Source organism: Stenotrophomonas sp. 109824_Sma, from assembly GCF_056480025.1.
In genome coordinates, this window is sequence record NZ_CM151078.1 from 652,651 (window position 1) to 666,362 (window position 13,712).

Here is a 13,712-nt window from a genome sequence, read left to right on the forward strand (position 1 = left end):
GCGGCATGCCGACGCTGTCGCGGTGATTTTGACCGGATTATGTCCGCTGCAATATCGGCCCGCGCTGGCGCAGGCAAAAAAAGACCGGGGCAGGCCCCGGTCTTTCCACGTCAGCCCTGCAGTCGCTGCAGCAGGGTCGCCTTGTCCAGGCTCTCCGCGTCGCTGGCGCGGCGCGAGCGGTACTCGTAGGTGCCAGCGGCCAGGCCGCGTTCGCTGACCACCACGCGGTGCGGGATGCCGATCAGTTCCATGTCGGCGAACATCGCGCCCGGGCGCAGGCCGCGGTCGTCGAGTGCCGCGTCCAGGCCCGCGTCGCGCAGCTCCTGCAGCAGGTTGGCAGCGGCGTCGGCCACGGCGGCGTCGCCCTTCGGGTTGATCACGCACACCACCACCTGCCACGGCGCCATCGCGTCCGGCCAGATGATGCCGGCATCGTCATGGTTCTGTTCGATCGCGGCAGCCACGACGCGCGAGATGCCGATGCCGTAGCAGCCCATCGCCATCACCGCCGCCTTGCCGTTTTCATCCAGCACGGTGGCATCCAGCGCTTCGGCGTACTTGCGGCCGAGCTGGAACACGTGGCCGACTTCGATGCCACGGGCGATCTTCAGTTCACCGCCGTCCACGGCACGGTCGCCGGCACGCACGTTGCGGATGTCGGCCACTTCCGGTTCCGGCAGGTCGCGGCCCCAGTTGACGCCGGCCAGGTGGAAACCGGCCTCGTTGGCGCCGACGACGAAGTCGGCCATCGCCGCCACTTCGCGATCGGCGACCACGCGGATGGCCTTGGCCGGGGCGACCGGGCCGAGGAAGCCCGGCACGCTGCCCAGGTGCTCGGCGATTTCCGCCTCGCTGGCGAAGCGCTGCTCGTCCAGGCCGGCGACCTTGGCCAGCTTGATCTCGTTGACCTCATGGTCGCCACGCACCAGCGCCAGCACGAACTGCTGTGCCTTGCCTTCGCCGGCGATCAGCGCCACCGACTTCACCGTGCGCTGCAGGTCGATGCCGAGCAGGGCCGCGACGTCCTCGCAGGTCTTCTGGGTGGGGGTATCCACCTTGCGCATCGTTTCGGTGGCGGCCGCACGCGGTGCCGGATCGGCGGCGATCGCCGCTTCCATGTTGGCTGCGTAGTCCGAGCCGGTGGAGAACACCAGCGCGTCCTCACCGGAATCGGCGATGACGTGGAATTCCTGCGACGCATCGCCGCCGATCGCACCGGAGTCCGCCTGCACCATGCGGAAATCCAGGCCGAGGCGGGTGAAGATGCGGCTGTAGGCCGACTTCATGTTCTCGTATTCGCGCACCAGGCACTCATCGTGCAGGTGGAACGAATAGGCGTCCTTCATCAGGAACTCGCGCGAACGCATCACGCCGAAGCGCGGGCGGATCTCGTCGCGGAACTTGGTCTGCACCTGGTAGAAGTTCACCGGCAGCTGCTTGTAGCTGGACAGCTCGCTGCGCGCGAAGTCGCAGGCGGCTTCCTCGGCGGTCGGGCTGTAGCAGAACACCTGGTCCTTGCGATCCTTGATCTTCAGCAGCTGCGGGCCGAATTTCTGCCAGCGGCCGGTCTGCTCCCACAGTTCCTTCGGCTGGATGGTCGGGATCTGGAATTCCACGGCACCGGCCCGGTCCATTTCCTCGCGCACGATGCGTTCGACCTTGCGCAGCACGCGCAGGCCCAGCGGCGACCAGGTGTACAGGCCCGATGCCAGCTTGCGGATCATGCCCGCGCGCAGCATCAGCCGATGGCTGGTCAGCTCGGCGTCGCTGGGGGTTTCCTTGGTGGTGTGCAGGTGGAACTGGGAGAGGCGCATCGTCGGCTTCGGATAACGGCAGAGACGTCTATTCTGCCAGCCCGGCCGGGGGGAGGGGTATCGGCAGGGCTGCGCCCTGCACCCGCCTGAAGCAACGTCAACGGCAACGGCAACAGCAAGAACGGGTTTCCTGGGAGATGGCGGGGTGGGTCCGGTTGCGGGGGGCGCCGTGAATACGTCCATGTAGGCTCGGTCGCCGCATCCATGCGGCTCACGCCCCCGCAACCGGACCCACCCCGCCTTCGACAGTTTCCTGCGAGCTGTCGGAACAGCTCGTGGGGTCAGATCCGTTTTCCGCAGGAAAACGGATCTGACCCCGGATTCAATTCGATATCTGACAGATTTCATCCACGCATGGCGTGGATCTACTGACCGTCACTAGCGGTCTGTCAGGGGCGGGGCGGTGTGGGGTGGCAGGACCGTTGGCGCCATGGATGGCGCCATCGAGCCCCCATGGGTGAGGGCGCTTTGCTCGCGAAGCACTGCTTCGCAAGCGCCCGAACGCACAGCCGCCAGCGGCTGGGCCGGGCCGCGGAGCGGGGTTTACGGCGTGTCCTGGCAGCCCACACCGCCCCGCCAAACCCACAGAAAGCCCAGAGCCGGCTGTTGCCCTTGCTGTTGCCTCTGCGGGTGCAGGGCTGCAAGCCCTGCCGATACCCTCACTGTGCTGGGCAGTAGGCCTTGATGGCGGCTTCGGCCAATCCCTTCTGCGCGGTGTGCTGCTCGGGGGTCAACGGGGTATCGGGCTTGCCATCGCCATCGGTGTCCTGCATCACCTGGCCGCCACCGTCCAGCAGGGCCAGGTTGGCCCGGGCCGTGCTGCACTGCTCGGGGACCGGCGCGGCCGGGGTCTCGGTGCTGGCCGCGGCCTGCGGGGTGCGGGCCTGCTCGCGGGTCTCGAACTTCTTGCCCGCCGGCGGGGTCTCCGAGTACTGGGTCACGCCATGGGCGTCCTTCCATTTGTAGACGGGGCCGGCCACGGCGTTGGCACTGGCCAACAGCAGCAGGCATCCAAGGCAGGACAGGGCACGCATGGCAAACTCCACGGAATGGGCGCAGAACGCCGATTGCAGCATTGGCGCCGACCGCTGGCAAGTCGATTAAACTGGATTCCATGGACCCGATCACACCGCCGCCGCGCTCGCGCACGATTTACCTGCTGCCCAACCTGTTCACCACCGCCGGCCTGTTCGCCGGCTTCTACGCGATCATCGCCGCGGCCAACGGGGATTTCGTCAATGCCAGCATCGCCGTGTTCGTGGCGGCGGTGATGGATGGCCTGGACGGGCGCGTGGCGCGCCTGACCGGCACCAGCAGTGAATTCGGCGTGCAGTACGACTCGCTGGCCGACCTGGTCAGCTTCGGCATGGCCCCGGCGCTGGTGATGTACCACTGGTCGCTGTCGTGGCTGAAGTTCGACGATCCGCTGCTCGGCCGCGTCGGCTGGGCGGTGGCCTTCCTGTATGCGGCCTGCGCGGCACTGCGCCTGGCCCGCTTCAACACGCAGGTGGCGGTGGTCGACAAGCGCTGGTTCGTCGGCCTGGCCAGCCCGGCTGCCGCAGGCCTGATGATGTCCTTCGTCTGGGCGTTCGCCGATGGCAACCTGGGCTGGGACGGCAACCAGCTGCGCTACGTGGCACTGGCGGTGACGATCATCGCTGCGCTGCTGATGGTCAGCCGCATCCGCTTCTGGAGCTTCAAGGGCGGCGCTGCCAAGGGCACCCGGTCGGACCGCGTGCCGTTCCTGGTGCTGGCACTGGTGCCGGTGGCCATCGCCATTGCGGTCATCGACCTGCCGCGCGTGCTGTTCGCGGTCGGCATCCTGTACGCCTTGTCCGGCCCGGTGATGTGGGCCGTGCAGCGCCTGCGCAAGAAGCCCGAGGCGGCGTGAGCGAGGACCTGCCCGTGCTGTGGTCACCGGCCCAGCAGGCCTGGCTGCAGGCCATGGGCTATACCGTCTATCACGACGGCCAGCTGGCTGCCGAGCTGGATGCCGCGCTGCAGTTGAGCGTGGCCGAAGCCGAGGCCAGCGTCGCCGCGCCGGAACCGGTGCGTGCCGCCGTGCCGTCGCGCGAACAGCATGCCGGGCCGGCGCCCGCAGCCCGCCCGGAACGCCCGGCACCGCCGCGCCGCGAAACGCCGGTCAGCTCCCCGGACACCGTACCGGCGGCTGAGCGCCCGATGCCCAGCGGCAACGCACGCCAGCCGGTGGTCCGCCTGCCGGATCGCCTGCAGATTGCGCTGCTGCGTGCGTCCGGCTGCAACCCAAACGACCCGGCAACGCAGCGATTGATGGACAGCTGGCCGCTGGACCAGCTGCGCCACGACCCGGCCGCCAAGCGTGCGCTGTGGCCGCAGCTGCGTGCCCTGCGCAAGCGAGGCACGCCATGAGTGCGGTCGCCCGTCCCGGCCCGGTCAGCCTGCGTGCGCTGCGCGAGAGCGACCTCAATGCGGTGATGGCGATCGAACTGCGCGGCTACCCTTTCCCCTGGACCCGCGGCATCTTCATCGACTGCCTGCGCGCCGGCTATCCCGGCCTGGCGATGGAGCGCGATGGCCTGCTGATCGGCTATGGCGTGCTCAGCATCGCCGCCGATGAAGCGCACGTGCTGAACATCTGCATCGATCCGCTGGCGCAGTCGCGCGGGCTGGGTCGCCAGCTGCTGCGCGCACTGGTGCAGCTGGCCGCCGACCGCGGCGCACAGCGCGTATTCCTGGAAGTGCGTCCGTCCAACGCGCCGGCGCTGGCGCTGTACCACAGCGAAGGATTCAACGAGATCGGCCGCCGCCCGCGCTACTACCCGGCGGCACAGGGCCGCGAGGATGCGGTGGTGATGGCGATCGAACTGGTCGACGGCGACCTGCAGACAATGCCGCCGCTGTAGCGGAGAAGGGTTGCCGGCCAGCGGCCGGCACTACCGGTAGCCGCCAACCTTGGTTGGCACGCTTTCCTCACGCCATCCGCAGTGCAAGCACGCCGCCCACGATGAGCGACGCTGCCAGCCAGCGCGCGCGTGGTATGCGTTCGCGCAGCAGGAACACCGAGATCAGCAGCGCGAACAGGATTGACGATTCGCGCAGCGCCGAGACCATCGCCACCGGTGCCTGGGTCATCGCCCACAACGCCATCGCATAGGAGGCCGTGGTGCCGACGCCACCGGCCAGGCCCAGTGGCCAATGCTGCCGCGCATAGTCCAGCACCGCGCCGCCGCGCGTGTACAACGCCCACAGCGGCAGCGGAATGCCCGACAGCAGGAACAGCCACAGCGTGTAGCTGAGCGCGCTGCCTGACTGCCGCGCACCCTGCGCATCGACCAGTGTGTAGGTGGCGATCATCGCCGCGGTCAGCAGCGGCAGGCGCAGCTGGCCGCCGCGTGCACCCAGTGCCATGCACAGGATGCCGGTGCTCACCAGCACCACACCCAGCCACGCTGCGGCGGGCAATGGCTCACCGAGCACGGTGCCCGCCAGCGCGACCAGGATCGGCGCGCTGCCACGCATCAGCGGGTAGGCCAGGCTCATGTCGACCTGCTGGTAACAGCGTGCGACCAGCCCGTAATAGGTCACCTGCAACAGCACCGACGCGCCCAGCCAGGGCCAGCTGTGCGCAGCCGGGAAGGGCAGGAAGGGGAGGGCAGCGGCCGACAGCAGCGCGGCACTGCCGGTCACCAGCACGGTACCGAGGAACTTGTCCGGCCCGCGCTTGACGATCGCATTCCAGCTGGCATGCAGCGCCGCGGCAGCGAGGACAAGCAGGAAGATGGAAAGCGGCATCCGCCGATGATGCCATGCGGGGCAAATGGAAACGCCGGGCATCGCCCGGCGTTTCCGATTCCGCTTCGGTGGGTGCCAACCTCTCCCGCCGTGGCAGGTGCCAACCTTGGTTGGCACGCACCAGAGCGCGGCGTTACAGCTTCGCGCGCTGCTCGCGCAGGCCGGCCAGCTGCGTGTTCCAGTCGACCAGGCGAACGCGCTCCTGCTCGACCACCGCCGGCGGCACCTTGTCGGTGAACTTGGCCAGCTTGGCTTCGCTCTTTTCCTGCTCGCCTTCCACGCGCTTGATCTCCTTGTCCAGGCGCGCGCGCTCGGCATCGAGATCGACCAGGCCTTCCAGCGGCACCAGCAGCTTCAGCTCGCCCACGATCGCGGCGGCGGCCGGCGGTGCGCTTTCGCCCTCGGCCAGCCACTGGACGCTGTCAAGCTTGAGCAGGAACGACAGCGAGGCGCTGAAACGTTCGATGCGCACGCGATCCTGCTCCAGCCCGGCCTGCAGGCGCAGCGGCACCTGCTTGGACGGGGCGACGTTCAGTTCGCTGCGCACGCGACGCACCGCACTGATCACCGCCTTCAGCCATTCCACGTCGGCCTCGGCCTGGGCGAAATCGCCTTCGAACTCGGCGGCGGTCGGGTACGGGCGCAGCGACAGCGTGGTTTCGGCCAGGCCCAGGCGCGGGGCCAGCTGCTGCCACAGCTGTTCGGTGATGAACGGGGTGAGCGGGTGCAGCAGGCGCAGCAGCGCTTCCAGCACGTACAGCAGGGTGTGGCGGGTGCTTTCGGCGTCGGCGGCGTCGGCACCGTTCAGTGCCGGCTTGCTCAGTTCCAGGAACCAGTCGCAGAACTCGTTCCAGGCGAACTCGTACAGGCACTGCGCCAGCAGGTCGAAACGGTAGTTGGCGTAGTGGCCCTGCGCCTCGGTGGACACCGCGGCCAGGCGCGCCAGGATCCAGCGTTCGGCATCGGTGCGCGGGGTCGGCACGCCGGTGAACGCAGCACCCTCGGTGTTCATCAGCGCGAAGCGGCTGGCGTTCCACAGCTTGTTGCAGAAGTTCTTGTAGCCCTCGGCGCGGTTCATGTCGAACTTGATGTCGCGGCCGTGGGTCGCCAGCGCGGCGATGGTGAAGCGCAGCGCATCGGCACCGTGGGCAGCAATGCCGTCCGGGAATTCCTTGCGGGTGGCCTTCTCGATCTTCTCCACCATCTTCGGTTGCATCAGGCCGCCGGTGCGCTTGGCGACCAGGTCGTCGATGGTGATGCCGTCGATGATGTCCAGCGGGTCGAGCACGTTGCCCTTGCTCTTGGACATCTTCTGGCCCTGGCCGTCGCGGATCAGGCCGGTGAAGTAGACGTCCTTGAACGGGATCTTCCCGACCAGGTTGTCGGTGGCCATGATCATGCGCGCCACCCAGAAGAAGATGATGTCGAAGCCGGTGATCAGCACCGACGACGGCAGGTAACGGTCGAAGCCGCGCTCGGCCATGGCCTGCTCGTTCGGCCAGCCCAGGGTGGAGAACGGCCACAGCTGCGAGGAGAACCAGGTCTCCAGCACGTCGCTTTCCTGGTTCAGCACCACGTCGCTGCCCAGGTTGTTCTTTGCCCGCACTTCCTCTTCGCTGCGACCGACGTAGCAGCTGCCGGTGGCGGCATCGAACCATGCCGGAATGCGATGGCCCCACCACAGCTGGCGGCTGATGCACCAGTCCTGGATGTTGTTCATCCAGTGGCGGTAGGTGTTGATCCAGTTCGGCGGCACGAAGGAAATGCTTCCGTCCTCGACCAGTTCCAGGCCACGCTTGGCCAGGTCGTCCATTTTCACGAACCACTGGTCGGTCAGGTACGGCTCGATCACCTGGCCGGTACGGTCGCCGCGCGGGACCTGCAGCTTGTGCGCCCTGGTCTCGACCAGGATGCCCAGGTCTTCCAGCTCGGCCAGCACGGCCTTGCGCGCGGCATAGCGGTCCAGGCCCTGGAAGCGTTCCGGCGCGTTTTCATTCAGCGCCGCCACCGGGGTGAACAGGTTGATCATCGGCAGGCTGTGGCGCACGCCGACTTCGTAGTCGTTGAAATCGTGCGCCGGGGTGACCTTGACCACGCCGGTGCCGAACGCACGGTCCACGTAGTCATCGGCGATCACCGGCACGCGGCGGCCGGTCAGCGGCAGCACCACGCTCTTGCCGATCAGGTGCGCGTAGCGCTCGTCTTCCGGGTGCACCATCACCGCGGTATCGCCCAGCAGGGTTTCCGGACGGGTGGTGGCGACAACCAGGTAGTCGCGGGTTTCGCGCAGGGTTTCCACGCCGTCGGCATCGCGCTCGACGTGCTCGTAGCTCAGGCCGTCATCCAGCGTGTAGGCGATCGACCACAGGAAGCCGTCTTCCTCGGCGCTCTCCACTTCCAGGTCGGAAATGGCGGTCTTCAGCACCGGGTCCCAGTTGACCAGGCGCTGGCCGCGGTAGATCAGACCCTGCTCGTACCAGCGCACGAAGGCTTCGTTGACCGCTGCCGACGGCTGCGGGTCCATGGTGAAGGTGCTGCGCGACCAGTCGGCGGAAGTGCCAAGGCGGCGCATCTGGCGTTCAATGGTGTCGCCGGACTGCTGCTTCCACTCCCAGACCTTGCCGATGAAGCCTTCGCGGCCCAGCGAATCGCGGGTCTCGCCCTTGCCTTCCAGCGCCAGATTGCGGCTGACCACCATTTCGGTGGCGATGCCGGCATGGTCGGTACCGACCTGCCACAGCGTGTCGTAGCCGCGCATGCGGTGGTAGCGCACCAGCGCGTCCATCAGGGTCTGCTGGAAGGCGTGGCCCATGTGCAGGGTGCCGGTCACGTTCGGCGGCGGCAGCAGGATGGTGTACGGCTCGCCCGTGCCGGACGGCTTGAAGTGGCCGGCCTTCTCCCAGGCCTCGTAGAGGTCGGTCTCGAAGGACTTCGGGTCGTAGCTGGAGGCGAGTTGGGTCATGCGGGGGAACCGGTAATCAAGGCGGAAGGGAGATCAGCGCGACCCGAGGGCGCGCCGGATCTTCTGGTCGGTGTGGTACTGGCTGACCGCGTAGGCGGCCCAGATGGCGGCGGGCAGCCAGCCGATCAGGGTGATCTGCAGGATCAGGCAGACGGTGCCGGCCAGCGGTCGGCCAATGGTGAAGAAGGACAGCCAGGGAAGAATCAGGGCGATCAGCAGGCGCATCAAGGGGTCCTCGCTGGGCTTACATGTCGTGCTTGTTGAGGTCGTACCCGGCGGCCTTGTACTGGCGCCAGCGCTCGCGCAGCGGTTCGCGCGCTTCCGGATCGGCCGGAACCACTTCCAGCACGCGCTCGCACTGGCCCAGCCAGGGCTCGTCGCGCAGGTTGATCACCAGCGGACGCGCCGGTGCCTCGGTGCCGGGTACCGCGATCAGTACCAGGGCCTCTTCCTCGTCCATGTCTTCCCCGGCGATCTGGTGCGGGATGTAGGCATCGTTGTCGAACGCCCACAGCAGCTCGTCCAGTTCCTCGGCCTGGGCCTGGTCACGGGCCAGCACCAGGGTGAACAGCCCGGCGTCGTTGGCCTTGCGCGCCAGTTCGCAGACCAGGCGCAACGGCTCGGTCAGGAAGCGGGGCTTGGCGATCAGGTAGAAGTCGGCGCGGGGCATGGCAGGGTCCGGGTCAGGCAGGGGCCCGGCAGTGCCGGGCGAGGCCCTGGCCGGCGGAGGCCGGCCAGGGTCGGGTACGGCATCAGGCGCGGGCGACCTGGTCCAGCAGCCACTGGCTCAGCAGGCCGACCGGACGGCCGGTGGCCATGCCACGCTTGCCTTCATCGCTGGCGACGCCGGCGATGTCCAGGTGGGCCCAGCGCTGGCCTTCGGCGAAGCGCGACAGGAAGCAGCCGGCGGTGATCGCACCGGCCCAGCGGCCGCCGATGTTGTAGACGTCGGCGAAGGTCGAATCCAGCATCGGCTGGTATTCGTCCCACAGCGGCAGGCGCCAGGCGCGGTCGAACACGTGCTCGCCGGCGGCCAGCAGCTCGTTGGCGAGGTCGTCGTGCTTGCTCATCAGGCCGGCGGTCTGGTGGCCGAGGGCGACCATGCAGGCGCCGGTCAGGGTGGCGACGTCGACCAGCGCGGCCGGCTCGAAGCGCTGCGCGTAGGTCAGCGCGTCGCACAGGATCAGGCGGCCTTCGGCGTCGGTGTTGCCGACTTCGATGGTCTTGCCCGACATCGAGGTGATCACGTCGGACGGACGGTAGGCGTTGCCGTCGATGGCGTTCTCCACCGCCGGCACCACCACCACCAGGTTCAGCGGCAGCTTGGCCTTGACCGCAGCGACGAAGGTGCCGATGACGTTGGCGCCACCGCACATGTCGTATTTCATCTCCTCGATGCCGCCCTGGGTCTTCAGGTTGACGCCACCGGTATCGAAGGTGATGCCCTTGCCGACCAGCACGTACGGCTTGGCGTCGCCAGCACCGGTCCACTTCAGCACGACCAGGCGTGGGCGGTTGGCCGAACCGCGGGCCACGGCCAGCAGGGAGCCCATGCCCAGCGCTTCCATCTGGGTCTCGTCGAGGATTTCGGCCTCGGCACCGTCGTGTTCGCCGGCGAACTTCACGCCCACTTCGGCCAGGTAGGCCGGGGTGCAGTAGTTCGGCGGCAGGTTGCCCAGCTCGCGGGCGAACTCGACGCCGGCGGCGATGGCCTGGCCCTGGGCCAGCGCCTGGGCGTCATCACCGGCAACGGCCAGCTGGGCCAGGCCGGCATCGTCGGCCTTCTTCTTGCCCAGGGTGGCGGTGTAGCGGTAAGCAGCGTGATCGGCGGCGATCACCGCCTGGCGGATCGCCCAGGCCGCGTCGCGGTCCTTGATGGCCACTTCGGACAGGGTGAGCAGCGCGCTGCGGGCGGCGCCGGCCTTCAGCGCGCGCACGGCGTCGCCGACGGCCTTCAGGTACTGCGGCACGCCGAAGCGGGCAGCTTCGCCGAGGCCGACCACCAGCACGCGCGGGGCGGTCACGCCCGGCAGGTCGTGCAGCAGGGTGGTGGCGCCGGTCTTGCCGGACAGGTCGCCGCGCTGGGCCAGGGCGGCCAGGCGGCCACCACTGGCGGCGTCCAGGGCCTGCGCGGCCGGGGTCAGGGTATGGTCGGCATACGCGCCGACCACCAGGCAATCAACGGTGGCGGCGGCCGGAGCAACGTGGTTCAGGGTGAATTCGAGGGCCATTGAGCAGATTCCATTGGCGAGTCCGTACAATCGCAGGCCGTTTACGCCCAGACAGTAGACTGGGCGGCACCGCGAACGAACCCCAGAGTTTAAACCACCGCCCCATGCTGAAGCTCGACCGATACCTGCTGGGCGATTTCGTCCAGAGTTTCCTGGCTACCCTGATCGTCCTGCTGGTGGTCAGCGTGGGCGGCGTGCTGGTGGACATCCTCGGCAACATCGCCGACGGGCGCCTGCCGGCCAAGCTGCTGTTCTCGCAGCTGGGCCTGCAGTTCATCGCCTACCTGCCGCTGATCCTGCCGCTGGCGCTGATGCTGGGCCTGCTGCTGGCCGTGGCCCGGCTGTACCGCGACTCGGAGATGGCGGTCATCACCGCCATCGGCGTGGGGCCCAAGCGGCTGCTGCGGCCACTGCTGATGCTGGTGGTGCCGGTGGTGCTGCTGGTCGGCGCCTGCTCGCTGTGGCTGGGCCCGTGGGCCGGCCGGGTGGCCGAGCAGATGATCATCGAGGCCAACCGCAGCGTGCTGATGGCCGGGCTGGAGCCGGGCCGGTTCACGCCGCTGCCCAATGGCGGCGTGGTCTACCTGTCCTCGATCTCGCCCGACGGCACCGAGCTGGGCAAGGTGTTCCTGCAGCGGCAGAAGGACGACCGCCTGGAAGTGGTGTCGGCCAACAGCGGCCGCATGTACTTCGAGGGCACCCGCCAGCGCTTCCTGGAGCTGGACGACGGCCACCAGGTGGAAGGGCCGGTGGCCGGCGCGCTGGATTACCGCCTGGCGACCTTTGCCCGCAACGACGTGGCCCTGCCCGATGGCGCACAGACCCGCACCGAGGACGACCCGGAACTAATGCCGACCCTGAAGCTGATCGGCGATGAGCGCCCGCAGGCGCAGGCGCAGCTGCACCGCCGCCTGGCACCGCCGCTGATCGCGCTGGCCTTTGCCCTGCTGACCGTGCCGCTGGGCCGCAGCTCGCCGCGCCAGCAGCGCTACGGCCGCATGATGCTGGCCCTGATGGCCTACATGGTGGGTACCAACCTGATGTTCATCGGCAGCGGCTGGATCGCCAACGGCAAGATCCCCCCTGCGCTGGGCCTGTGGTGGCTGACCCTGCCGCTGCTGGCGCTGTCGATCTGGATGTATGCACGTGATGGCCGCCTGGGCCGCCCGAAGGGAGCCCGCGCATGAGGCTGCGCCCGATGCGTTTCGACCTGTACCTGGGCCAGTCGGTGTTCACCACGGTGCTGCTGACCTGGGCGGTGCTGGTCGGCCTGGACGTGGTGATGGCCTTCTCCGGCGAGTTCAAGGACATCGGCAAGAACGGCTACACCCTGGGCCATGCCGCCGCGTGGGTGCTGTACACGGTGCCGCGCCGCGCCTACACGATGTTCCCCACCGCCGCGGTGATCGGCGCACTGATGGGCCTGGGCCAGCTGGCCGCGACCTCGGAGCTGACCGCACTGCGTGCGCTGGGCCTGTCGCGCAAGCGCCTGAGCGTGTCGGTGGCGATCGCGCTGTCGCTGCTGACCGCGGTGATGGTGCTCAGCGCCGAGACACTGGGCCCGTGGGGCCAGGACCGCGCCGATGCGCTGAAGTCCAGTGCCAAGTGGGGGCGGGATATCGCCACCACCCGTTACTCGGGGCTGTGGGCACGCGAAGGCGACACCTTCCTCAACGCCCAGAGCGGCGAGGAACAGCTGGTGGGCGACAAGGGCACAAGGCTGATCCTGCGTGACGTGCGCCTGTACCGGATCGCCGAAGACGGCAATATCGCCTCGTTGACCCATGCCGCCACCGCCGAGCACGACAAGGACGGCTGGGTGCTGACCGGGGTGCGCCGCGACACCTTCGGCGAGCGCTCGGCGGCCCGCCAGGAAGTGGCGCGCGAGCCGTGGAACTCGAAGCTGGATGCGGCGGCGCTGGCCACCGGCATCGCCAAGCCGCGAAACCTCAGCGTGGCCGAGCTGAGCACCAGCATTGCCTACCGCCAGCGCAACGGACTGGATGCGCGCGATTTCGAGGATGTGTACTGGAGCCGCTGGTTCTACCCGGTGAACGTGCTGGCACTGTGCCTGGCGGCGGTGCCGTTCGCGTTCGGGTCGCTGCGCAGCGGCGGCATGGGCAAGCGCCTGTTCCTGGGCATCCTGTTCGCCCTGGGCTTCTGGCTGCTGCAGTTGTTCTTCGGCCGCATGGCCGGTGCGCTGAAGTTCGATTACCGCATCGCCTATGCGTTGCCGCCGATCGTGATGCTGGCGGTGTCCGGCCTGCTGTTCCGGCGCAAATCGGGCTGATTCTGGTTGTTGTAGAGCAGCCGAGCCTGTGCCCGGCTGTCGCGTACAGTGCGGAAAGCAGCCGAGCACGTGCTCGGCTCTACAGACAGCGCTTTACCGCTTCGGCATGCGCACCACGCGGGTGCCGCTGGCGCGGTCATGCCAGGTCAGGCGGTCGCGGTCGACCCAGGCCCACCAGAATCCCAGCCCGCCCAGCAGCAGTGACAGCGTGCCCACTGCGTAGCGCAGCCACAGCTGGCCGCGCCGCAGCGGCGTGCCATCGCTCGATTGCAGTTTCAGCCGCCACGGACGCATGCCCAGCGTCTGTCCGCCACGGCGCCAGCTGGCCGTGGCGTACCACCCCGTGATTCCCCAGCACACCGCCCACAGCAGCCACTGCCAGGCACTGAACGGTGCGATGTTCTCGCGCTGCGCGTGGCCACTGAAGGTGTAGGCGAGGGTGAACAGCGTGCCGGCCAGCATCCACAGCGCCAGCACCGGCAGTGCGTCGTAGACCATCGCCAGCACGCGCCAGGCCAACAAGGCACGTGGGCGGGGCATTTCGGTAGCGGCCGCAGGGGCCGTGTCGGTGGCAGGGCGGGACATGCGCCGAGCATACGCAAAGCTGGCCGTGCCCGCAGTGTCCCTCGTATCCTGCACGC

The 13,712-nt window shown here is 68.4% G+C and carries 13 protein-coding genes; 5 read left to right on the forward strand and 8 right to left on the reverse strand.

Translation table 11 applies throughout. The annotated features are described in order from the left end of the window. Window positions 1-110 precede the first annotated feature (110 nt). Together ACZK1G_RS03025 and ACZK1G_RS03030 are read right to left on the reverse strand one after the other, a co-directional pair. A complete protein-coding gene (locus ACZK1G_RS03025; RefSeq protein ID WP_049443091.1) occupies window positions 111-1,814 on the reverse strand; it encodes a proline--tRNA ligase in 1,704 nt (567 codons plus the stop codon). Window positions 1,815-2,473: 659 nt separating this feature from the next. Then, entirely contained in the window at window positions 2,474-2,848 is a 375-nt protein-coding gene (locus tag ACZK1G_RS03030; RefSeq protein WP_049443177.1) for a DUF4124 domain-containing protein, read from the reverse strand. A gap of 80 nt (window positions 2,849-2,928) precedes the next feature. On the opposite strand from ACZK1G_RS03030, the gene pssA reads away from it, so the two are divergent. The 3 genes from pssA to rimI are packed head-to-tail and all read left to right on the forward strand — an operon-like array spanning window position 2,929 to window position 4,699. After that, window positions 2,929-3,705 (forward strand): CDP-diacylglycerol--serine O-phosphatidyltransferase, encoded by a 777-nt coding sequence (gene pssA, locus ACZK1G_RS03035; RefSeq protein ID WP_005415206.1) that lies wholly within the window; start codon window positions 2,929-2,931, stop codon window positions 3,703-3,705. After that, window positions 3,702-4,205 carry a hypothetical protein gene (locus tag ACZK1G_RS03040; RefSeq protein WP_049443092.1) on the forward strand — a complete coding sequence of 168 codons (504 nt, stop codon included), beginning with the start codon at window positions 3,702-3,704 and terminating at the stop codon, window positions 4,203-4,205. The genes pssA and ACZK1G_RS03040 overlap by 4 nt, the downstream gene beginning before the upstream one ends. After that, entirely contained in the window at window positions 4,202-4,699 is a 498-nt protein-coding gene (gene rimI, locus ACZK1G_RS03045) for a ribosomal protein S18-alanine N-acetyltransferase (protein ID WP_049443093.1), read from the forward strand. The genes ACZK1G_RS03040 and rimI overlap by 4 nt, the downstream gene beginning before the upstream one ends. A 67-nt stretch (window positions 4,700-4,766) precedes the next feature. On the opposite strand, the gene ACZK1G_RS03050 is transcribed toward rimI, so the two are convergent. The 5 genes from ACZK1G_RS03050 to ACZK1G_RS03070 form a co-directional block, all read right to left on the reverse strand. Next, window positions 4,767-5,588, reverse strand: a complete 822-nt coding sequence (locus tag ACZK1G_RS03050) for an EamA family transporter (RefSeq protein ID WP_049443094.1) — start codon at window positions 5,586-5,588, stop codon at window positions 4,767-4,769. Window positions 5,589-5,721: 133 nt separating this feature from the next. Beyond that, complete coding sequence (locus ACZK1G_RS03055; protein WP_101764918.1) at window positions 5,722-8,550, reverse strand: valine--tRNA ligase; 2,829 nt, start codon at window positions 8,548-8,550, stop codon at window positions 5,722-5,724. Between the two features lie 33 nt (window positions 8,551-8,583). Continuing rightward, on the reverse strand, window positions 8,584-8,775 hold the full coding sequence (locus ACZK1G_RS03060) for a YqaE/Pmp3 family membrane protein (protein ID WP_049443096.1): 192 nt from the start codon (window positions 8,773-8,775) through the stop codon (window positions 8,584-8,586). A gap of 19 nt (window positions 8,776-8,794) precedes the next feature. Then, on the reverse strand, window positions 8,795-9,220 hold the full coding sequence (locus ACZK1G_RS03065) for a DNA polymerase III subunit chi (protein WP_005415211.1): 426 nt from the start codon (window positions 9,218-9,220) through the stop codon (window positions 8,795-8,797). An 82-nt stretch (window positions 9,221-9,302) separates the two neighbouring features. Continuing rightward, entirely contained in the window at window positions 9,303-10,781 is a 1,479-nt protein-coding gene (locus ACZK1G_RS03070; protein ID WP_049443097.1) for a leucyl aminopeptidase, read from the reverse strand. Between the two features lie 104 nt (window positions 10,782-10,885). Here ACZK1G_RS03070 and lptF point away from each other — a divergent pair, with 104 nt between their 5' ends. Together lptF and lptG are read left to right on the forward strand one after the other, a co-directional pair. Further along, entirely contained in the window at window positions 10,886-11,968 is a 1,083-nt protein-coding gene (gene lptF / locus ACZK1G_RS03075; protein WP_014035922.1) for an LPS export ABC transporter permease LptF, read from the forward strand. Next, window positions 11,965-13,071 carry an LPS export ABC transporter permease LptG gene (gene lptG / locus ACZK1G_RS03080; RefSeq protein WP_049443098.1) on the forward strand — a complete coding sequence of 369 codons (1,107 nt, stop codon included), beginning with the start codon at window positions 11,965-11,967 and terminating at the stop codon, window positions 13,069-13,071. The genes lptF and lptG overlap by 4 nt, the downstream gene beginning before the upstream one ends. Window positions 13,072-13,164: 93 nt before the next feature. On the opposite strand, the gene ACZK1G_RS03085 is transcribed toward lptG, so the two are convergent. After that, complete coding sequence (locus tag ACZK1G_RS03085; RefSeq protein WP_049443099.1) at window positions 13,165-13,656, reverse strand: RDD family protein; 492 nt, start codon at window positions 13,654-13,656, stop codon at window positions 13,165-13,167. Window positions 13,657-13,712 lie beyond the last annotated feature (56 nt).